This window comes from Flavobacterium sharifuzzamanii (assembly GCF_003254585.1).
GTDB classification, from domain to species: Bacteria; Bacteroidota; Bacteroidia; order Flavobacteriales; family Flavobacteriaceae; genus Flavobacterium; species Flavobacterium sharifuzzamanii.
Genome location: NZ_QJGZ01000038.1, coordinates 430,293 through 450,313, shown reverse-complemented (window position 1 = coordinate 450,313; position 20,021 = coordinate 430,293). Strand labels below are relative to the sequence as shown.

Annotated in this window: 21 protein-coding genes; 10 read left to right on the top strand and 11 right to left on the bottom strand. The window is 31.5% G+C overall.

Annotated features, from left to right (window positions below; genetic code table 11):
• Positions 1 to 253 precede the first annotated feature (253 nt).
• Positions 254 to 2,029 (top strand): 30S ribosomal protein S1, encoded by a 1,776-nt coding sequence (gene rpsA, locus DMA14_RS12705; RefSeq protein WP_109193527.1) that lies wholly within the window; start codon positions 254 to 256, stop codon positions 2,027 to 2,029.
• 125 nt (positions 2,030 to 2,154) lie between these two features.
• Positions 2,155 to 4,974: a T9SS type A sorting domain-containing protein gene (locus tag DMA14_RS12700; protein WP_111425010.1), complete on the top strand. Its 2,820-nt coding sequence runs from the start codon at positions 2,155 to 2,157 to the stop codon at positions 4,972 to 4,974.
• 95 nt (positions 4,975 to 5,069) lie between these two features.
• Here DMA14_RS12700 and DMA14_RS12695 read toward each other — a convergent pair whose 3' ends face one another.
• From DMA14_RS12695 to DMA14_RS12685, 3 genes are read right to left on the bottom strand one after another with little or no spacing between them, the layout of a single operon-like run.
• On the bottom strand, positions 5,070 to 5,597 hold the full coding sequence (locus DMA14_RS12695; protein ID WP_111425009.1) for an ExbD/TolR family protein: 528 nt from the start codon (positions 5,595 to 5,597) through the stop codon (positions 5,070 to 5,072).
• 11 nt (positions 5,598 to 5,608) lie between these two features.
• Positions 5,609 to 6,145 carry an ExbD/TolR family protein gene (locus DMA14_RS12690; protein ID WP_111425008.1) on the bottom strand — a complete coding sequence of 179 codons (537 nt, stop codon included), beginning with the start codon at positions 6,143 to 6,145 and terminating at the stop codon, positions 5,609 to 5,611.
• A gap of 33 nt (positions 6,146 to 6,178) precedes the next feature.
• Positions 6,179 to 6,703, bottom strand: coding sequence for an ExbD/TolR family protein (locus DMA14_RS12685; protein WP_111425007.1), 525 nt, complete (start codon positions 6,701 to 6,703; stop codon positions 6,179 to 6,181).
• Between the two features lie 215 nt (positions 6,704 to 6,918).
• Here DMA14_RS12685 and DMA14_RS12680 point away from each other — a divergent pair, with 215 nt between their 5' ends.
• Entirely contained in the window at positions 6,919 to 7,473 is a 555-nt protein-coding gene (locus tag DMA14_RS12680; protein ID WP_111425006.1) for a fasciclin domain-containing protein, read from the top strand.
• 79 nt (positions 7,474 to 7,552) lie between these two features.
• On the opposite strand, the gene DMA14_RS12675 is transcribed toward DMA14_RS12680, so the two are convergent.
• The 7 genes from DMA14_RS12675 to DMA14_RS12645 all read right to left on the bottom strand — a co-directional run bounded on the left by DMA14_RS12675 (position 7,553) and on the right by DMA14_RS12645 (position 14,369).
• Entirely contained in the window at positions 7,553 to 8,398 is an 846-nt protein-coding gene (locus tag DMA14_RS12675; protein ID WP_111425005.1) for an EamA family transporter, read from the bottom strand.
• A gap of 63 nt (positions 8,399 to 8,461) precedes the next feature.
• Positions 8,462 to 8,605, bottom strand: coding sequence for an SsrA-binding protein (locus tag DMA14_RS12670; RefSeq protein ID WP_111368963.1), 144 nt, complete (start codon positions 8,603 to 8,605; stop codon positions 8,462 to 8,464).
• Between the two features lie 143 nt (positions 8,606 to 8,748).
• Positions 8,749 to 10,599 carry a M56 family metallopeptidase gene (locus tag DMA14_RS12665; protein ID WP_111425004.1) on the bottom strand — a complete coding sequence of 617 codons (1,851 nt, stop codon included), beginning with the start codon at positions 10,597 to 10,599 and terminating at the stop codon, positions 8,749 to 8,751.
• Between the two features lie 10 nt (positions 10,600 to 10,609).
• Entirely contained in the window at positions 10,610 to 10,978 is a 369-nt protein-coding gene (locus DMA14_RS12660; protein ID WP_111425003.1) for a BlaI/MecI/CopY family transcriptional regulator, read from the bottom strand.
• Between the two features lie 28 nt (positions 10,979 to 11,006).
• The gene (locus tag DMA14_RS12655) at positions 11,007 to 12,608 is read right to left on the bottom strand and encodes a M56 family metallopeptidase (protein WP_111425002.1); all 1,602 of its coding nucleotides are present in this window, start codon (positions 12,606 to 12,608) and stop codon (positions 11,007 to 11,009) included.
• Between the two features lie 8 nt (positions 12,609 to 12,616).
• Positions 12,617 to 12,985: a BlaI/MecI/CopY family transcriptional regulator gene (locus DMA14_RS12650; RefSeq protein ID WP_066034576.1), complete on the bottom strand. Its 369-nt coding sequence runs from the start codon at positions 12,983 to 12,985 to the stop codon at positions 12,617 to 12,619.
• Positions 12,986 to 13,151: 166 nt separating this feature from the next.
• Positions 13,152 to 14,369: an MDR family MFS transporter gene (locus DMA14_RS12645; RefSeq protein ID WP_111425001.1), complete on the bottom strand. Its 1,218-nt coding sequence runs from the start codon at positions 14,367 to 14,369 to the stop codon at positions 13,152 to 13,154.
• A gap of 99 nt (positions 14,370 to 14,468) precedes the next feature.
• Here DMA14_RS12645 and DMA14_RS12640 point away from each other — a divergent pair, with 99 nt between their 5' ends.
• The 7 genes from DMA14_RS12640 to DMA14_RS12610 all read left to right on the top strand — a co-directional run bounded on the left by DMA14_RS12640 (position 14,469) and on the right by DMA14_RS12610 (position 19,360).
• Positions 14,469 to 15,068 (top strand): DUF1684 domain-containing protein, encoded by a 600-nt coding sequence (locus tag DMA14_RS12640; protein ID WP_111425000.1) that lies wholly within the window; start codon positions 14,469 to 14,471, stop codon positions 15,066 to 15,068.
• On the top strand, positions 15,068 to 15,715 hold the full coding sequence (locus DMA14_RS12635) for a TatD family hydrolase (protein ID WP_111424999.1): 648 nt from the start codon (positions 15,068 to 15,070) through the stop codon (positions 15,713 to 15,715). The genes DMA14_RS12640 and DMA14_RS12635 overlap by 1 nt, the downstream gene beginning before the upstream one ends.
• A gap of 84 nt (positions 15,716 to 15,799) precedes the next feature.
• Positions 15,800 to 16,513 carry a tRNA threonylcarbamoyladenosine dehydratase gene (locus tag DMA14_RS12630; protein ID WP_111424998.1) on the top strand — a complete coding sequence of 238 codons (714 nt, stop codon included), beginning with the start codon at positions 15,800 to 15,802 and terminating at the stop codon, positions 16,511 to 16,513.
• Between the two features lie 179 nt (positions 16,514 to 16,692).
• The gene (locus tag DMA14_RS12625; RefSeq protein WP_111424997.1) at positions 16,693 to 17,355 is read left to right on the top strand and encodes an HAD family hydrolase; all 663 of its coding nucleotides are present in this window, start codon (positions 16,693 to 16,695) and stop codon (positions 17,353 to 17,355) included.
• Positions 17,356 to 17,424: 69 nt separating this feature from the next.
• Complete coding sequence (locus tag DMA14_RS12620; protein WP_111424996.1) at positions 17,425 to 18,267, top strand: DUF2911 domain-containing protein; 843 nt, start codon at positions 17,425 to 17,427, stop codon at positions 18,265 to 18,267.
• A gap of 152 nt (positions 18,268 to 18,419) precedes the next feature.
• Complete coding sequence (locus tag DMA14_RS12615) at positions 18,420 to 18,941, top strand: TetR/AcrR family transcriptional regulator (RefSeq protein WP_111424995.1); 522 nt, start codon at positions 18,420 to 18,422, stop codon at positions 18,939 to 18,941.
• A 5-nt stretch (positions 18,942 to 18,946) separates the two neighbouring features.
• Positions 18,947 to 19,360, top strand: a complete 414-nt coding sequence (locus tag DMA14_RS12610; protein WP_111424994.1) for a nuclear transport factor 2 family protein — start codon at positions 18,947 to 18,949, stop codon at positions 19,358 to 19,360.
• A 10-nt stretch (positions 19,361 to 19,370) separates the two neighbouring features.
• On the opposite strand, the gene DMA14_RS12605 is transcribed toward DMA14_RS12610, so the two are convergent.
• Positions 19,371 to 20,000, bottom strand: coding sequence for an MCP four helix bundle domain-containing protein (locus tag DMA14_RS12605; RefSeq protein ID WP_111424993.1), 630 nt, complete (start codon positions 19,998 to 20,000; stop codon positions 19,371 to 19,373).
• Between the last annotated feature and the right edge of the window lie 21 nt (positions 20,001 to 20,021).

Genomic DNA, 20,021 nt, shown 5'->3' with positions numbered 1-20,021 from the left:
GGTTCGACATAAAAGATTGTAGCGGATAGCGGGACTAAACGTGATGAAAAAGCTAAAATGTTCTGCTTCATAAACAATTGGCTGATAATCATTTCGGTTTTGTTTTGTTAATTCAGAAAAATGTATTAATTTTGCAGTCCTTTTGGCAGAGAAGAGTTTCCATTAGGAATCAACCATTTATGTAAAACAACTTCTGTATTTTCTATCGCATAGAGAAACTCGAGAAAAACAGAATACAAATTTTTTTATCAGCATGTCTGAACAAACAAAATCACAAGAAGAGTTTTTAGCAAATTTTAACTGGCACAACTTCCAAGAAGGAATCGATGCAGTAGATGAAAAAAACTTACAAGAGTTTGAGGAACTAGTATCAAAAACTTTCATCGCTACAGACCAAGAAGAAGTAGTTGAAGGAGTTGTAGTTAGAATTACAGATAGAGACGTTATCGTTGATATCAATGCTAAATCTGAAGGTGTTATTTCTTTAAACGAATTTCGTTACAACCCAAATTTAAAAGTAGGTGACAAAGTAGAAGTATTAATCGACATCCGTGAGGATAAAACAGGTCAATTAGTATTATCTCACAGAAAAGCACGTACTATCAAATCTTGGGATAGAGTTATTGCAGCTAATGAAACTGGAGAAATCGTTAACGGTTTTGTTAAATGTAGAACTAAAGGAGGTATGATTGTTGACGTTTTCGGAATCGAAGCGTTCTTACCTGGATCTCAAATTGACGTTAAGCCAATTAGAGACTACGATGTATATGTAAACAAAATGATGGAATTCAAAGTGGTAAAAATCAACCACGAATTCAAAAACGTTGTTGTATCTCATAAAGCGCTTATCGAGGCTGATATTGAAGTACAGAAAAAAGAAATCATCGGTCAATTACAAAAAGGACAAGTATTAGAAGGTGTTGTTAAAAACATTACTTCTTATGGTGTGTTCATTGACTTAGGTGGTGTTGACGGATTAATTCACATTACTGACCTTTCTTGGAGTAGAATCAACCACCCAAGTGAAGTTCTTGAATTAGACCAAAAATTAAACGTTGTAATCCTTGATTTCGATGATGAGAAAACAAGAATTCAATTAGGATTGAAACAATTAAACGCTCACCCATGGGATGCTTTAGATGCTAACTTAACTGTTGGTGATAAAGTTAAAGGTAAAGTAGTTGTAATCGCTGATTACGGTGCATTTATCGAAGTTGCTGAAGGTGTTGAAGGTTTAATCCACGTTTCTGAAATGTCATGGTCAACTCACTTACGTTCTGCTCAGGACTTCGTGAAAGTTGGAGATGTTGTTGAAGCAGTTATCTTAACTCTTGACAGAGACGATCGTAAGATGTCATTAGGTATCAAACAATTGACTCAAGATCCATGGACTGACATTACTTCTAAATACCCAGTAGGTTCTAAACATACAGGTATCGTTAGAAACTTTACAAACTTTGGTATTTTCGTAGAATTAGAAGAAGGAATTGATGGATTAATCTACATCTCTGACTTATCTTGGACTAAGAAAATTAAACACCCATCTGAGTTTGTAAACGTTGGAGAAAAACTTGATGTTGTTGTATTAGAGTTAGATGTTGAAGGACGTAAATTATCTTTAGGTCACAAACAAACTACTGCTAATCCTTGGGATCAATACGAAGATTCTTTCGCTGTAGGAACTATCCACAACGGTGAGATTTCTGAAATCGTTGACAAAGGAGCTACTGTAGAATTCGGAGATGATATCGTTGCTTTCATTCCTACTCGTCACCTTGAAAAAGAAGACGGAAAGAAATTGAAAAAAGGTGATACAGCTGATTTCAAAGTAATTGAATTCAACAAAGAATTCAAAAGAGTAGTTGCTTCTCACACTGCTATCTTCAGAGAAGAAGAAGAGAAAAACGTGAAAGCTGCTGCTGAAACTACTACATCTGCATCTACAAACGCACCAGCTGCGACTTTAGGTGATAACAATGATGTATTAGCTGCTTTAAAAGCTAAAATGGAAAAAACTGAGAAAAAATAATTCTTAGCTTTTTTATAAATAGAAAGTCCCACAGCAATGTGGGACTTTTTTTTTGTTTTATGCTTTTTATTTTAAGAAGTTTTAACAAATAAAGTTGTGTTATTGTCTTAAAAAGTTATTTTTGTATGAAAATACCACATATGAAGAAACTCTACTTTTTAATTTTATTTTTTTGCTTTTTTAATTTAAATGCTCAGATAATTACAATTTCTGATGTTACCTTCAAACAGACTTTACTTAAAGCAGATACTGCTAATGCAATTGCTCAAGATAGTAATGGAAATTCTATCAAAATTGATTTGAATAACAATAAAGAAATTGAAGTTAGTGAAGCATTAAATGTATACAAACTTAATGTGTATATGCCTGTAAGAGAAGGGATTATTTTAAGTTTGTCAGGAATTGAAAATTTTATAAATTTGATAGATCTGAATTGTTCGGGTTTCTATAACCAAACGCTTGATCTTACTTTACTCAAAAATTTGGAGAAATTAACTTGTTCTGGAACGCATCAAATGAAAGAGTTAAAAATTTCCGGACTAACAAAGTTAAAATACCTCGATACAAATAACTGCGTCAACCTTACTTCCTTGGATGTTTCTGGATTAACAAATTTAGAGTATTTGGATTGCAGTCGATTAGGAATATCTTCTCTTAATTTATCGGGTTTAACAAAACTTATCGATTTAAGATGTTTTTCTACTGTTATAGCAAATTTAGACTTGACGGGATTAGTAAGCTTAAAAAAAGTTTATTGTAATGAGAGCCGTTTAACAGCTTTAACCCTCGGTACTTTAGATAATTTGGATTTTTTAGATTGTAGCAGCAACGGATTAAAAGCATTGAACTTATCAGGTTTGAAAAATTTAACTTATCTAAGATGCAGTTCTAATCTAATTACAAATCTTGATTTTTCACCATTAACAAAGTTAAAAACTCTTCTTGTTCAAATTAATTCGCTAACTAATTTAGATGTTCAAAAATGTTTAGATTTAGAATATTTGGACTGTTCGAGTAATTCTTTTACAAGTTTAAACATTTCTAATTTGCCAAAACTTATTACACTAATTTGTAAAGGTGATACGTTTAGACCTAAATTAAATAGTTTGACTGTTTCTCAATGCAATAGTTTAGCTTCTATAGATTGTAGTCAAAACAAATTGGAAAGTTTGAATCTCGGGGTTATACCTACCTTAAAAACATTTAGCTGTACTTATAATTCTTCAATGACTACTCTTGATACGTCGGGCTTCGAAAATTTAGAGTCATTAAATTATGAAGGCAGTGCATTACTAGCTTTAGATGTATCAAAGAGTGTTCATCTTAAATCTATTTATGGAGCTTCTGCTAAAATAGAGTTCTTAGATTTCTCTTCATTAAAGGAACTTGAGACCTTATATCTTTCTTACAATGATTCCTTACTTTATTTATTGTTAAAAAATGGAAAAACCTCTAGTAGTTATATTATAGGTGCTCCAAAGCTAAAATATTTATGCGTTGATGATGAAAATATAAAGTATTACCAGCAGTTATTAGGAAATCCGAAAAACTGTGAAATAAACACCTATTGTAATTTTGTTTCGGGTAAAGAGTATTATGTTATCAGCGGAGTTAATAAATATAATTTTGATAATAAAGGATGTGTGGCAAATAATTCAATATTTCCAAATTTAAAATATACAATTACTAACGGAACGAATTCTGGCAGTTTTTATCCTGCAAGTAATTCTTCTTATGCAATTCCTGTTCAGGCAGGTGTAACCACTATTAGACCAATTATAGAAAATCCGAATTACTTTACTGTTTCTCCAGCTTCTCTAACTGTGAATTTTCCAACTCAGACAAGTCCTTATATACAAGATTTTTGTATTTCATCAAATGGAAATCAGCCCGATTTAGAAATGGTTCTAATTCCGATAGATGTTGCGCGCCCAGGTTTCGACGCAAAGTATAAAATAGTGTATAGAAATAAAGGAAATGTTACTCAATCTGGCGTTGTTAATTTTACTTTTAATGATGATGTTTTAGATTTAATTGTTTCCAGTGCATCAGTAGAGAGTAGGACAAGAAATACTTTATCTTGGAATTTTACCGATTTTCCTCCATTTGCAACTAAAGAAATTATTTTAACTTTTAAAGTTAACAGACCAACAGATACTCCAGCGGTTAATAATGGAGATGTGTTAAAATATAAAGTATCTATAACTTCGCAAAATAATGATAAAACACCTTTAGATAACAATTTTACTTTAAATCAAACCGTTGTGGGGTCTTATGATCCAAACGATAAAACTTGTCTAGAAGGTGATATTATTACTCCTGACTTAATAGGAGAGTATGTGCATTATATGATTCGTTTTGAAAATACAGGTACATATCCGGCACAAAATATTGTAGTTAAAGATATGATAGATTTGACTAAGTTTGATATTTCAACTTTAATTCCAACGAGTTCAAGTCATTCATTTATAACTAAAATTTCTGGAGGAAATAAGGTAGAATTTATTTTTGAAAATATTAATCTTCCTTTTGATGATGCTAATAACGATGGATATATCGCTTTTAAAATAAAGACAAAACCAACATTACAAGTTGGAGATTCGTTTACAAATGATGCGAATATTTATTTCGATTATAATTTTCCAATTTTAACTAATAAAGCAACTTCGACTTTTAAAACTGTTTTATCAACTGAGGATTTTAATTTCTCTAAATATTTTAGTTTATATCCAAATCCTGCAAATCAGTTTTTAAATATTTCGCAGAACCAAAATATTGAAGTACAATCATATGAAATCTATGATGTTTTAGGACAATTAGTACTTGCAGTTCCAAATGCAAAAACAGCTTCAAATATTGATATTTCTAAACTTAGAGTAGGTAATTACTTTATACGAGTAAAATCAGATAAAGGAAGCTCAAGTATGAAATTTATTAAGAATTAAATAGAAAGTCCCACAGTAATGTGGGACTTTTTTTTGTTTCGTTTGTCAGTTTGAGCTGAGTCAAGAACCTCTTTTGAAAGTGATAATTATTGATATTAGTTTGAAGCTAATAATTTTGATTCCTCTGGGGTAAATTCTGGAACAATATAATATGATGTTATTCCGGTTATTTTCATTTCATCCAAAATATCTACCAAATTTCCATAATTTGATTTTTTAGTAGGTTTAATAACAACTACTAGATCTCGCATTAGTTTACTAGAATCAGAATAATAGCTTTTTAAGGATTCGATTCGAGCAGTAAGTTCTTTTCGAATTCCATTTTTACCATATGCAACAGTTTTAGGCTTTTTAATTGGACTTGCGATAACTCCGACATAACATATTAATTTGTTGTTTTCACCTAGTATTAATGTGATCGATCTATTTTCACCATCTTGACGGGGTGGACAGTCGCAACAACTTCTATCTTGACCAGTATCATATTTCATTTGCTTAGGTTTTGACAATTCACCAACAACCATAAAAAATATAATTAAAAGAAAGGAAACGCTAACCATTGCTGTTAAATCAACTCTTGAATTTAACTTTTTGCTTCTGACTTTTTGAGGTAGATTTTTCATAGGCTTTATATTTAATTTGAAGCTAGTAATTTAGATTCTTCCGGACTGAAATCATTTACTATTGCATAAGTATCAATTTTTGCAATTGCCATTTCATCTAAAATGTCAACTAGATTTTTAAAATTTGATTTTTTACTTGGTTTTATGATTACAATCGCACCATTTTTTGGTTTTCCAAGTGCCGCAGAGTATTCTATAATTTTACTGTTTTTTTCAAGTAACTCTTTACGAATTCCATTTTTGCTATAATCTAATATTTTTGGATTTTCTCTTGGTGCAGCTAAAAGACCTGAGTACGTAATTATTTTATTATTTTCATCTAATAAAATTGTAATAATGCGATTTGAGTCACCGCCGCAACTAATAACACAAGTAAATTCTTTATCAGAGTATTTTTCAGGTAAACTCAAATCCATTACTTTGGATTTTGACAATTCCCCAACAACCATAAAAAATATAATAAGTAAAAAAGAAACACTAACCATTGCAGTTAAATCCACTCTTGAATTTAATTTTCTGCTTCTGACTTTTTGAGGTAGATTCTTCATGTTTTTTTGATTTAGAGTTGTGACACAATTGGATTAATTTGAGGCCAATAATTTTGACTCTTCTTGAGTAAAATCATTAATTATTGAATAATTTTCAATATTGGCAATTTTCATTTCGTCTACTATATTTACTAAGCTTCCATAATTTGAATTTTTACTCGGTTTTATAATAACAACTACTTCACTCGTTGGTTTTCCTTCGGAGATCATATAATCATGAACTTCTTTCTTTTTACGGAAGATTTCTTGTCGTATCTCATTTTTTTCGAAATTAAACTCTTTTGGTTTCTCGATTGGAAATTCTAACAAACCTGAATAAGTTATTATTTTTCCATTTTTATCTAACAATATTGTATACAATCGATCAGTTTTGATACATCCAATATTTTCTAAATAGATATAGTTTTCTGGGAAAGAAAGATTTATGGTTTCAGACTTTAATAATTTTTTAGCAGCCATGAAAAATACAATCAATAAAAAACAAACGCTGACCATTGCGGTTAAATCTACTCTTGAACTTAACTTTCTGCTTCTGATTTTTTGATGCAAATTTTTCATGATTAGTAAGTTTTGATTTTAAATTTAATAATAAAATCAATACAAAAATTAGATGTATTTATAATTTTTCGAAAAAATATTAGAATACTTTAATGTCTAGTTTTGCAGGAAGTTTTTGGAAGAATTGGAGTTTTTTGGCGCGTAAATAATTTTCAAACGAAAACCAAAACTACTTTATAGCCGTAAATGACCTTATAACTTAAAAATCATTTAATATGAAAACTAGAAAATTTTTAGCCGTAGCAATTTTAGCTTTAGGATTTGCATTTACATCTAATGCACAAAAATCGGTAATGGTTGGTGGTGCAGCAATGTATCCAAATAAAAACATAATTGAAAATGCTGTCAATTCAAAAGACCATACGACTTTGGTTGCTGCAGTAAAAGCAGCTGATTTAGTTGCAACTTTAGAAGGAAAAGGTCCTTTTACCGTTTTTGCTCCAACAAACGAAGCTTTTAATAAATTGCCAAAAGGAACTGTTGAAACATTACTTAAACCAGAAAATAAAAAAATGCTTCAAAATATCCTAACTTATCATGTTGTTTCAGGAAAATGGAATGCTTCGGATATTGCAAAAGCAATAAAAGATGGCAAAGGAAAAGCAACTATAAAAGCGGTAAATGGAGGAACATTAACAGCTTGGATGAAAGGAAAGGACTTATATATTAGCGACGAGAGCGGAAATAAAGCTAAAGTTACTATTGCCGATGTAAATCAGTCAAATGGTGTTATTCACGTTGTAGATGCTGTTTTGCTTCCTAAAAAATAATAAGCTTAAATTCCAATTTGAAAATTCCAAATTCCAAGCATATTGGGATTTGGAATTTTAATTTTAAGATTTTTTGAGTTTATTTTTTTGCGGTCAAAGTACTTCCTACAGAAGCGATTATAACGCAGATTACAGCGAGAATCTCGTAAAAGTTTAAACTCTCCTTGAGAAAAATAAAAGCACAGATAGAAGCTACTGCTGGTTCTAAACTCATTAAAATACTAAAAGTACGAGGAGGAAGTTTTCCTAAAGCTTTCATTTCTAGTGTAAATGGAATAGCACTTGATAAAAGGGCAAGAGCAATACCCATTCCGAATAGTTTTGGTGTAAGGTTGTTTAGTCCATTTTCTAGAAAACCGAACGGTAGAACTAGGAGAGCTGCACATAACATTCCTATAGTTACAGCATCGCCATCATTCATTATTTTTGAAACTTTGCCTCCTAAAACGATGTAAGCGCTCCAAAAAGCTCCAGCCAAAAGAGCACATAAGATTCCAAAAGAATCTAAACGACTATTTGTCCAAGGTGCAATTAGCAAGATGCCAATTGCTGCAAGCAATACCCAGCAATAATCAACCAAACGTTTAGAACCTATTATTGCAAGTATTAACGGGCCAACAAATTCTAAGGTTACCGCTAGGCCAATTGGAATTCTTTCAATAGCGAGGTAATAAATTAAATTCATAGCACCCAATGATAAACCATAAGGAATTACAATTTTCCATTGTTTTGGTGTTATGACTTTTAAATTTGGTCTGTAAGCTAATAATAAAATTAATGCTGAAATGCCAATACGCATTGATGCAGTGCCTGCTGAGCCAATTGTTGGAAAAAGTGTCTTTGCGATGGCCGCACCGAATTGCACACTGATAATTGCTAATAATACTGCTGGAACAGGAGACAGGCTGATTTCTCTGTTTTTCATAAAAAAATAAGACAGAATAATAAAAAGCTTATTTCTGTCGGATAAATAAAAATGTATTCTAAATTAATTGCCCAATGCTTTCTTTGTAACATAGGCGCGATAACCAATAATTGCCATTTGCCATTTCTTTGCTTTTGAAATATCCAGACCTTGTTTGGTAAAGCTTGGCAAAAGTAGTTTATTTAGTTTAGCTAATAATTTATACATGGTAGATTTGTTTCGGCAAAGATATAAAAAAAAAAGACTTTGTATTTGAAACAAAGTCTTTTAGCAGTAAAATGTAAAGTATTTAAATTCTGTAAAACCAGTGTTTTTAGCACTGGTTTTTTCTATGTTTCAAAATAATGCAATTACGCTTTTTTGTTTTGTTTTTCCATTTCTTTCATGTCTTTTTCATGCTGCTTCATATCTTTTTCATGCTGTTTCATGTCTTTTGCATGTTGCTTCATGTCTTTTGCATGCTGTTTCATATCAAGCTCATACTGTTTCATATCTTGTTCGTATTGCTTCATGCTATTTTCGTAGTCTTTAGAATCATCTCCGAAGTTAAATTTAAAGTCATAGCTGAATTTTTCCATTTGAGTATTAAATTTTTCCATTGCGATTTCATACTTCGCCATTTCTTTTTCATAGATGGCTTCACGTTGAGACATAACAGTTTCAATTTGTTTCTCATATGCATCCATCTGAGGTTCCCATGCTTCCATTTGTTTTTCAAAAGCTTCCATGTCTTTTTCAAATTTAGCCATAGCAATTTTATCTTTTGGATTTTTAGGAGCGACTGGAGGTTTTGGCATTTTTGACATGTCAACTGCAGGAGCAGGAGGCAGTGGTCCTGAAGGAAACGAAGGTGGAGTTGGAGGTGTTGGAGGAACTATATCACCATTACGAACTATAACTTTTTCGTTTCTGATAATTATCGGTGTTCTGAAGTTTTTATCAGTATTGATAACAATAGCTTTTGCTCCGTTTTCATCTGTTCCAATTGCCAGTTCACAATCTTTAATAGCTTCGTCTCCGTCAATTTTGATAGTTTGTTTTTTACCAGAGTCCGATTTTACTTTGATCTGAATTGCAGTCAGTTCTTCTTTGGTATTTCTTTTTACATCAGAAATCTCAACATCAAGATTATGATTTGTTTTTAATTTTCCAGGAAGTTCGTTTAATTCCTTGTCGGTTGTATTTTTTGTTATTTTGATTGTTTCATCAGAATCTTTGATAGTATCTCTTTGAACAACAGCTTCATTTTGTTTTTTTTCCTGTGCGATGGTCTTTATCTGAAATAAAAGAACAAATGCACCAAGAGCAGGAATTACTGCCGAATATTTCCAGTAGTTTCTTTTCTTTGATTGATTTTTGTTTAACATGACAATTCGTTTTTTGATTAATGATTGGTAAAAATGATTGGTGATTGCAACACAAGTTTCATGTGTTGTGATTTTTAAAAGTGTGTATTGATAAGCTTTTTTGTCTGCAATTTTTTTTGAAGCTTCGCTATCAGCAATAAATTCTAGGTTTTGCAAAATTGCTTTTTTATAAAGCCAAACAATTGGATTGAACCAAAATAGGATGCAGAAGATTCTCGAAATCAAAACATCAACTGTGTGTTTCTGATCGCTATGCACTTTTTCATGTTCCAAAATATTCTCCAATTCTGCAGCTGTATATAGTGATGAGTTATATACAATGTAATCGAAATAGGAGAAGGGAGCAATGTTTTCATCGACATCAATGAATTTAAAATCATTTTGCTGTTCAATTTTCTTTCCTTTCAAAACAGCGTTTAAGCTGTAAAAATCAAGAGCAAATTTGATCATGAAAGCCAAGAAACCAATTCCATAAACTATCGCTAGGACTAAACTCCAATTGATTTCAAAATTTTCCTCCTCAACAACCGTAACCGTTGTTGGTTTGTATTGAGGTGTGTAAGCAATGACATCTTGACTTGAAGTCGGTATGTTTTTTATATCATTTTCCGTAGTTGTTATAATTGGAGCAGGAGCAAGCACAGGCGGTGCTTCAACCCAAATCACTTTGGTGTAAACTACAAAAGGCAGTATAACAGAAGTAATTAGACCAGCAATTAAAAACCATCGGCTGCTGTTGAAAAAAGTCTCTTTGCGAAGTAGAAAAATGTAAGCAAAATAAAACGTTGCTAATAACCCGCTAGATTTTAAGATAAAAATGAAAAGTGCTTCCATAATATTCTGATTATTTGCCTTCTTTTGGATTTTCGATCATATCTAAGATTTCACGTAGTTCATCTGCTGAAATTTTCTCTTCTTTAGCAAAAAAAGAAACCATGCTTTTATATGAACTATTAAAATAATTATCAATTGCAGTACTCATAAAGCCTTTTCGATAATCTTCAATGCTTACAGCCGGGTAATACTGATGTGTATTTCCGAAAGCATTATGCTTCACATAACCTTTCTCTTCCAGATTACGAACAATGGTAGACAAAGTGTTGTAATGCGGCTGATCTTCTAAAATCTCTGCTTGGATTTCTTTTACAAAAGCCTTTTTCAGCTTCCATAAAATATGCATGATTTCTTCTTCTTTGTTGGTTAGTTTTTGCATTTCTTTTTATTTAAAAATTAGAAATGAATTATTTCTTAGTTACAATTTCGATTACTCCGTTTGAAGCTTTATCACCATATTGTTCAGTCGCATTAACTCCATTTAAAACATTTACAGATTCAATATCTTTTGGTTTAATGCTATTATAATCAAAACTAGAAGGCATTTCTTCTCCATCAACAATTACAAGTGGGCTAGATGCTTTAACATTCGTTTTCGTGCCGTTTGAAACAGCAACAGTTGTGCCTCCAGTTGTAATAACTTTAGTGTTATTATCTTTATTTATAATTACAGTAGTGCTAATATTTGAATTAGTATCACTGTCAGTTTTTGTACTAGTAATAGAATTAGTGTTAACATGGGTTTCTGTATTAGTAATTGTATTTTTAACTTCTGAATGGTTTGCTTTTTCATTTGAAGCAACTTTTTGGCTTACAGCACTTTTTTCATCATAGGTTTTGATGCCAGTTCTTTTTGTGCCATTTTTTCCAGAAACAACAACTATCCCGAAATCTTTAATGGCAACTTTTCCGCCTGTTTGGATAGATTGAGATTTTTGGTTTTCATAAGCTATTTCAACTTTAAGAGAAGTTAGCTGATTCGCTGAGTTTCTTTTGATTCTAGAAGCTTCAAATTCAACATTGTGCAACATTTTTAATTGCGTTTTGATTCTTTTTAATTCTAGATCTGTAGTGTTCTTTTGAATTTTGTAAATATCTACGGCTTCAATTTCGTTTGAAACTGATTTTACTGTTAGAGGTCTTTCCTTTGCAATTACTTCAATTTGAAATAATAATACAAAAGCTACAAGAGCTGGGATTACAGCGTAATACTTCCAAGAATTTCTTTTGTTTGATTGATTTTTGTTTAACATAACGATTCGTTTTTTGATTAATGATTGATAAAAATGATTAGTGATTGCAACACAATTATCGTGTGTTGTTATTTTTAAAAGCGTGTATTGATAGGCTTTCTTGTCTTGCAGTTTTTTAGCAGCTTCATTATCAGCAATAAATTCTAAATTTTGCATTATTGCTTTTTTGTAAAACCATATTATAGGATTGAACCAGAAAATGATTGTGAATACTCTCGAAATCAAAACATCTACCGTATGATTTTGATCACTATGCACTTTTTCGTGTTCAATAATATTCTCTAATTCTGAAGCTGTATACAGTGATGAATTGTAAACGATATACTCAAAATAGGAGAAAGGCGCAATGTTTTCGTTTGTATCGATAAATTTAAAATCGGCTTGCTGTTGAATTTTTTTTCCTTTAATTACTGCTTTTAGGCTATAAAAATCGATTGCTAATTTTATAAGGAAAATTAATAAACCAATAGAATAAAGTCCCAAGATTAGATATGTCCAGTTAAAGTCTACTGATTCTTCCTGAGGAACGTTTTGTATAGTGTTTTGAAAATTGATGTTTAAATCGGGTGAAGCATTTATCCATATCTCCTTTGTATAAGTCAGCAGTGGTAAAATTGCCGATACAATTAAGCCAGATAATAAAAACCATCTGTTGCTATTAAAAAATGTTTCTTTGCGCAGTAAGAAATAATATGCGCAATAAAATAAAAACATTAAGCCGCTTGATTTGATAATGTAGATGAAAAGTGCTTCCATAATCTGAATTATTTATCTTCTTTTTTATTTTCGATCATTGATAAAATTTCACGCAATTCATCAGCAGAAATTTTTTCTTCTTTGGCAAAAAAGGAAACCATGCTTTTGTAAGAACTATTAAAGTAATTATCGATTGCGGTTTTCATAAATCCTTTTCTGTAATCTTCAATCGGTACAATTGGAAAGTATTGATGTGTATTTCCGAAGGCATTGTGCCCAACATATCCTTTTTCTTCCAGATTACGTACAATAGTAGATAATGTATTGTAATGTGGCTGGTCTTCAGTTATTTCAGCTTGGATTTCTTTTACAAAAGCCTTTTTCAGCTTCCATAAAATCATCATAATTTCTTCTTCTTTGTTTGTTAACTTCTGCATCTTCTTTAATTTTAATTCAAACCTACAACTATTTTTTTAGTTACGCAACTATAAAAATAGTTATTTAACTAAAAATTAAGTTTGATTTCGTTTTGGAGCGCAAAAAAGTTATTCAAATTTAATTGTAATAAATTGAATAATAATGTTTTAAGAAGTTAAAATTTGTTTAGGAAGCTTTTGGGTTATATAAAGCATTTTTAATCCAGATACAGCATCCGGTTGCAAGAACTCCAATGCAGGCCATAAAAAGCCAATTGGTTTGGTAGCCAAATCGAGTAATAATCTCAAAACCAAGTTTAGAACTTACAATATGGGCAAGGCTAAAACTCATAGTATAGAGTGCCATGTAACGGCCTTCTTGTCCGCGAGGTGCTCGGCTTAGTGCAAATGCATTAGAAAACGGAAAAGTAAGAACTTCACCAATAGAAATGCAAATCATGCTGACAACCAATATTCCTGCCCAGAAATTAATAAGAAGCAAAAAGAAACTCGATGCCATTACAAAAGAACCTACTATTATAATTCGAATTTTAGGAAAAGCTTTTCGCTCTAAAAATCCAACAGTTGGCATTTCTAGAGAAAAGATTAAGAGGCCGTTTAAAGTCATTAAAAGACCTGTTTGGAATTCGCTTAAGCCAAATTTTTCATTATGATATAATGGGAGAGTGGTAAAAAGCTGAAAGAAAATCATTGCTGTGATAAAACTTACGAATAAGAAAACCCAGAAGATTTTATCATGAAAAACCGATTTTACATCAGTAGCGCTCTCTGCTTTATCGTCGTGAGTAGCTTTTTTCTTTTCTTTTACTAGCAGAGCAAAAATAGAGATTGAAATAATACAAGAAGCTCCGTCAACCCAGAATAATCCTGAGTATCCCATTCCCATAATAATTAGACCTCCAAGAGCAGGCCCTGCAGCAAAACCTAAATTTACGGCAAGACGCACAAGTGTTAGGGCGCGAGTTCTATTTTCTGGTTTAGCATAAGCTCCAAGAGAAACAAACATTGCAGGTCTAAACATATCGGCAATGGTCATAAGAACAAACATTGCTGCGCAAAGTGCCCAAAAAGTAGTAATATATTGTACAAAGAAAAGAGAAACACCGCTTGTAAATAAGCTAAATATCATAATCTTATAAAACCCTATTTTATCTGATAGTTTACCTCCAAGCCAAGAACCCAACATTGACCCAAAACCAAATGCAACCATAATCCATCCCACTTGATTGTATGAAAAGTGAAGATCTTCTTTTAAATATTTTGATAAAAAAGGAAGAACCATTGTTCCAGCGCGGTTGATAAAAGTGACGATGGCAAGAATCCAAACTTCTCTGGTAAAACCTCGAAAGTTGTTGATGTAGTGGGTTAGGGCGTTTTTAAGCATTTTGAGTGATAGATTATCGTCACAAAGTTAGCAAACTTTGTCTCGTTAAGTGGTTGTTGTTTTGTTACTTTTGAACTATTTTTGCAGAAAATTTCTAAAATGAAAACTATAAACGCCATAGCTTTATTGTTGGTTTTTAATTTTGCTTTTGCACAAAAAAAGTTTAATAAAGCTGATGCACAAAAGTTCCAAAAGAAAATCAATTCGGAATTTGCTGATCCTAAGACAAGTCCGTTAATGGCTGAAGATCTAAAAACTTTTAAAAGCTTAGATTTTTTTCCTATTTCTGAAACTTATTTTGTGAATGCAACTTTGGTAAAAGCCAAAGGGGGAAAAGTTTTTGAAATGAAAACTTCAGGAAAATATACTCCAAAGTACATTAAATATGGAACTTTAAACTTCAAAATAAACGGAAAAACATTTCAACTTGCTGTTTACCAAAGTTTAGAACTTATCGTTCAGGAAAAATATAAAAATCACTTGTTCTTGCCTTTTTCAGATTTAACAACTGGTAAAGAAAGTTACATTGGCGGCCGTTATATTGATTTAGAAATTCCTAAAGGAAATACTATAGCCGTCGATTTCAATCAAGCTTACAATCCGTATTGCGCTTATAACTACAAGTATTCTTGTCCTCTTGTGCCGCAGGAAAACGATTTGAAAATTGAAATTAAAGCTGGTGTAAAGACCTTTCATTAATGGAATATTTTAATTTTCATACGCATCAATTTACCAATCAATCAGATGTTTTAGAATTGGTTAATCAATATCCAAAAGATTTTGATGAGTCAATTCCATTTTATTCGATGGGAATTCATCCATGGTATATTGATGAAAATCGGCTTGATGAAGATTTGAAAATTATAGAAGAAAAATTGCAAACCAAAAACTGTCTAGCAATAGGGGAATGCGGTTTGGATAAAAGAATAGAAGTTCCGTTTGAGTTACAGGTTTCTGTTTTTGAAAAACAATTGGAACTAGCAGAAAAATATAAGAAGCCTGTAGTAATTCATTGCGTTGCTGCTTTCCAAGAAGTAATGGCAATTAAGAAAAAAATGAAGATAAATGTTCCAATGATTATTCATGGTTTTTCAAAAAATAATCAATTGGCAGAACAATTAATTGCGGCAGGATTTTATTTTTCGTTTGGAAAATATTTATTGAAAAATCCAGATTTGAAATCGGTTTTTCAAAATGTTCCAAATGATCGTTTTTTCTTAGAAACTGATACTATTGAAGAATCAATTAAAGAAGTTTATGAATTAGCTTCTGAATATAAAAGACTAAATTTAAAAGAATTAAAAGATATTATTTCAAGTAATTATAGAGCTGTGTTTGAATTGTAAAACATGATTTGTCAGGCTGACAACAAGAAAAACTTGAAACATTAAACTTGAAACAAAAAGAATAAAAACAACAAAAAAGAATATATGGCAGAATGGACAGAAAGAGCTGAGCTTTTGTTTACTAAAGAAGGATTAGAAAATTTACAGAAATCTAATATTTTAGTCGTTGGACTTGGAGGAGTTGGATCTTTTGCAGCTGAATTTTTGGCAAGAGCAGGAGTAGGAAACATGACAATTGTAGACGGAGACGTTGTGGATATTACCAATATTAACCGTCAATTACCAGCTTTGCATTCAACAGTTGGTCAGCCAAAAATTAAAATTGTAGGTGATCGCTTAATGGATATTAACCCAGAATTAAATCTAACTCGTGTTCAGGAATTTCTTTCTCCAGAACGTGCTTTTGAGATTGTTTCTCCAGAATTCGATTATGTTTTGGATTGCATTGACAGTATTACTCCAAAATTAAATCTGATTATTGCTGCAAAGCGCAAAAGAGTTAAGATCATAAGTAGTATGGGAGCTGGAGGAAAAATGTTAGCTTCAAAAGTTAAAGTGAGCGATATTTCAAAAACGATTAACTGCTATTTCTCAAAAACAATTCGTAAGCGTTTGAAAGAAGCAAAAATCAATAAATTGAAGGTAGTTTTCTCTTCTGAAATTCAAGACGAAAAAAGCTTAAAATTAACAGACGGTAAAAACTTTAAAAAGTCATTCTACGGAACAAACAGCTATATGCCGGGATTATTTGGCTTGCACGCTGCAGAAACGGTGATTAGATATTTGCTTAAAAAATAAGGTGCTAAGATGCTAAGGTTCTAAGCTGCTAAGGTTTTTGCAGCTGATAAACAGAATCCTAATTTCTTGAACTTATAATAAAATATAAAACAACTTTGTGAAAGTTTTAAACTTTGACAAAATTAAGCGCACAAAAATAGAAACCTTAGTCCCTCAGAACCTCAGTACCTTAAAAAAAAATGATTAAAACAGTAATTTTTGATATGGATGGCGTTATCGTAGACACGGAACCCGTTCATCGTTATGCCTACTATTTACAATTTTCAGAATTAAATATCGAAGTTCCTGAAGAAATGTATACCACATTTACAGGATTTTCAACTCGAAATACATTTCAGACTTTAAAAAGTTATTTTCCATCAGTAGAGCAGGAAGTAGAAGATCTGATTCAGAGAAAAAGAACAATTTTTAATGATGCTTTTGATACTAAAGAAGATTTATACCTTTTAGAAGGTGTAGAAGATTTGATTAAAGATTTATACAACAATGGAATTCAATTGATTTTAGCTTCATCAGCTTCAAAAGTTACTATCGACCGCGTTTTTACAAGATTTAATCTGCATCAATATTTCACGCATATTGTGAGCGGTGAAGATTTTCCGCAATCAAAACCAAATCCAGCCATATTTATTCATGCGGCTTCACTATCGATTGCACCAAAAGAAGAATGCATTATTATTGAAGACAGTACAAATGGTGTAAAGGCGGCAAAAGGTGCCGGAATTTATTGTGTAGGATACAAAAGTGAACATTCTCATCTTCAAGATTTGTCTGAAGCTGATTTAGTTATAGAACATTTTAGCGAATTAAATGCTGAAAAAATATCACAGCTTAAACCTTGAATTATATAAAATTTAACATTTTAAAGCTGATTGAATTTGTAAATTTGAATAAAATAAAAACGTAAAATAATGAAGAAACTACTTATTGCTTTAGCTCTGATTATAGCTCCATTAGCATCAGAAGCGCAAGTAAAAACTCCACAAGCAAGCCCAAAAGGATATATTAAACAGACTGTTGGTTTAACCGATGTTGAAGTTACCTATTCAAGACCTGGAGCAAGAGGAAGAGCCGTGTTCGGAAATTTAGTTCCATTTGGGAAACTATGGAGAACAGGTGCTAATGAAAATACAATCATTAACTTTAGCGACGACGTTATAATTGACGGAAAAACGCTAAAGAAAGGAAAATATGCCATCTATACAGTTCCTAGAATAGAAAGCTGGGATATCATTTTTTATCTTTCTACAGACAACTGGGGATTGCCAGAAAACTGGAGTGACGCTTATGTAGCTTTAAAAACTACTGTAAAAGAAGAAGCTTTGCCAACTCCTGTTGAAACATTTACAATCGGAATTAACGGTTTAGATCCAAATTTTGGTTATATCGACATTGCTTGGGAAAATTCTCATGTGGCTTTAAAATTTGAAGTTCCAACTGCTAAAATTGCTACAGCAAGTATCGACAAAGCTTTGGCTGGTCCGACTTGGAATGATTATTTTGCTGCATCTCAATATTTATTCCAATCAAACGGAAATATTGAAACGGCTAGAAATTATGTAGACAAAGCTCTTGATATGAGTTCAGATAAACCATATTATGTGTCACGATTAAAATCATTGATTCAAGCAAAACAAGGTGATAAAAAAGGAGCTATAGAAACTGCAAAGGCTTCTCTAGCATCTGCAGAAGCGGCAAACAATGCTGATTACGTAAAATTAAACAAAGATAGTATCGCTGAGTGGAGTAGATAAAAATTCTTTTGAATTATTAAATTCCAATTTTTAAAATATCAAAATCCAAAACTGACGAGTTTTGGATTTTTTTTTGCATTAGAAATGATACAGACAGACTTGTCTGTTTGTTTAAATAAAAAATTATCTTTGCAGATATAATTCAAGATGCTATGCTGCCAAAAGAAAGAATACTAGAAAAAACATTTACTTTATTTCATACGCAAGGTTATAATGCTACAGGCATCAATCAGATTATTGAAGAGGCAAAAGTGGCTAAAGCTAGTTTTTATCAGCACTTTAAATCTAAAGAAGATTTGTGTGTGGCCTTTTTGGATAAGCGCCATTTCTTTTGGTTTGAAGAATTACAAAAGTTTACATCAAAGGAAGAGGATACGAAACTAAAAATTTTGGCTTCTTTTGAATTCTTAATTTATATGAATAAAAAGGAAAATTTTAGAGGTTGCAGTTTTCTAAATATTCTATCAGAGATTCAATCAGATAATGTTAAAATTTTAGACGTCATTCAAAATCATAAAGCTGATCTACGTGTCTATTTTAAAGATATTTTACAAGATGATTTCTTATCAGATCACATCTATTTATTATTTGAAAGCTGTATAATAGAAAGTCAGTTATTTAAATCAAACGAATTAATAGAGAAATCAAAAAAAATTATTCAAACTTTAATCTAATTATTATGGAACAGAAATTGCCATTGCCACCTTTCTCGTATGAAAAGGCAATAGAAAAAATTCAGTTAGCAGAAGATGCATGGAATAGCCAAGATCCTGAAAGGGTTTCAAAAGCGTACACTATAGACAGCGAATGGAGAAACAGAGATAAGTTTATAAATGGTCGTGATGAAATTATTCTTTTTTTAACCGAAAAATGGAAGAAAGAGAAAAACTACAAATTAAAAAAGGAGTATTGGGCTCATAACGAAAACAGAATTGCTGTTCGATTTGAGTATGAATATCAGGATATTGATGGAAACTGGTTTAGAGCTTACGGAAACGAAAACTGGGAGTTTGATGCAAATGGATTAATGCAGAAAAGATTTGCCAGCATAAATGATCTTTCGATCTCAGAAGAAACCAGAAAATTTAAATAAGAAACTAAAACTAATTCATGCTAGGCGGTTCCGGAATCTTAATTTTTTGCTTGATTTTTTTTACAATCAAAAGATAAAACGTAATTCCTCCTAAAATAATAAGAAGCGCAATCTGGAGCTGGCCTAGTACATTGTTTCTGTTATACATTGCATTTGCAGTTGCAAGTTTTGCTTTTCCTTCTTCAATTTGAATTTCTGAAAGGGATTCAAGAGTTTTTAAAGCTTTCTCGCTAGAAATGGCAATTTTTCCCCAGTCTTTGTTTTCAACTTGCTCATTTATTTCTTTGCAGGAAAGCAAAAAAATATCAAAATACTGTTTTTCTTTGTTTGTTAAAACTGTTTTAGCGTACAAATCGTCAATATCATGAATAATATCAAGAGTATGAATAATTTCATTTTTCTTGATATTGTCACTCAAATTCAATTTTTCAGCTTCAGCTTTTATAAAATGAAGTTCTTTTGAGTATTGAAAAATATAGTGTGCTACAACTAATCGGTCTTTGTAAATAGCATTAATATTGTCATTTACGTTTTTTGAGTTTCGGAGCGTGTTAAAGTTCCCAAGCAGAATTATAAGCATTACTATTAACAGAATAAAAGCAGCTTTCGTTTTATTGCTGTATTTTTTTGAATCTTTCATAAAGCTTATTTTTAGGAGTAA

Coding starts and splice junctions, on each gene's coding strand:
- DMA14_RS12700 (WP_111425010.1), top strand. CDS start 2,155: ATGAAAATACCACATATGAAGAAACTCTACTTTTTAATTTTATTTTTT.
- DMA14_RS12690 (WP_111425008.1), bottom strand. CDS start 6,145: ATGAAGAATCTACCTCAAAAAGTCAGAAGCAGAAAATTAAATTCAAGA.
- DMA14_RS12630 (WP_111424998.1), top strand. CDS start 15,800: ATGGCAGAATGGACAGAAAGAGCTGAGCTTTTGTTTACTAAAGAAGGA.
- DMA14_RS12625 (WP_111424997.1), top strand. CDS start 16,693: ATGATTAAAACAGTAATTTTTGATATGGATGGCGTTATCGTAGACACG.
- DMA14_RS12655 (WP_111425002.1), bottom strand. CDS start 12,608: ATGGAAGCACTTTTCATCTACATTATCAAATCAAGCGGCTTAATGTTT.
- rpsA (WP_109193527.1), top strand. CDS start 254: ATGTCTGAACAAACAAAATCACAAGAAGAGTTTTTAGCAAATTTTAAC.
- DMA14_RS12665 (WP_111425004.1), bottom strand. CDS start 10,599: ATGGAAGCACTTTTCATTTTTATCTTAAAATCTAGCGGGTTATTAGCA.
- DMA14_RS12605 (WP_111424993.1), bottom strand. CDS start 20,000: ATGAAAGATTCAAAAAAATACAGCAATAAAACGAAAGCTGCTTTTATT.
- DMA14_RS12680 (WP_111425006.1), top strand. CDS start 6,919: ATGAAAACTAGAAAATTTTTAGCCGTAGCAATTTTAGCTTTAGGATTT.
- DMA14_RS12685 (WP_111425007.1), bottom strand. CDS start 6,703: ATGAAAAATTTGCATCAAAAAATCAGAAGCAGAAAGTTAAGTTCAAGA.
- DMA14_RS12620 (WP_111424996.1), top strand. CDS start 17,425: ATGAAGAAACTACTTATTGCTTTAGCTCTGATTATAGCTCCATTAGCA.
- DMA14_RS12640 (WP_111425000.1), top strand. CDS start 14,469: ATGAAAACTATAAACGCCATAGCTTTATTGTTGGTTTTTAATTTTGCT.
- DMA14_RS12645 (WP_111425001.1), bottom strand. CDS start 14,369: ATGCTTAAAAACGCCCTAACCCACTACATCAACAACTTTCGAGGTTTT.
- DMA14_RS12660 (WP_111425003.1), bottom strand. CDS start 10,978: ATGCAAAAACTAACCAACAAAGAAGAAGAAATCATGCATATTTTATGG.
- DMA14_RS12695 (WP_111425009.1), bottom strand. CDS start 5,597: ATGAAAAATCTACCTCAAAAAGTCAGAAGCAAAAAGTTAAATTCAAGA.
- DMA14_RS12610 (WP_111424994.1), top strand. CDS start 18,947: ATGGAACAGAAATTGCCATTGCCACCTTTCTCGTATGAAAAGGCAATA.
- DMA14_RS12675 (WP_111425005.1), bottom strand. CDS start 8,398: ATGAAAAACAGAGAAATCAGCCTGTCTCCTGTTCCAGCAGTATTATTA.
- DMA14_RS12650 (WP_066034576.1), bottom strand. CDS start 12,985: ATGCAGAAGTTAACAAACAAAGAAGAAGAAATTATGATGATTTTATGG.
- DMA14_RS12670 (WP_111368963.1), bottom strand. CDS start 8,605: ATGTATAAATTATTAGCTAAACTAAATAAACTACTTTTGCCAAGCTTT.
- DMA14_RS12635 (WP_111424999.1), top strand. CDS start 15,068: ATGGAATATTTTAATTTTCATACGCATCAATTTACCAATCAATCAGAT.
- DMA14_RS12615 (WP_111424995.1), top strand. CDS start 18,420: ATGCTGCCAAAAGAAAGAATACTAGAAAAAACATTTACTTTATTTCAT.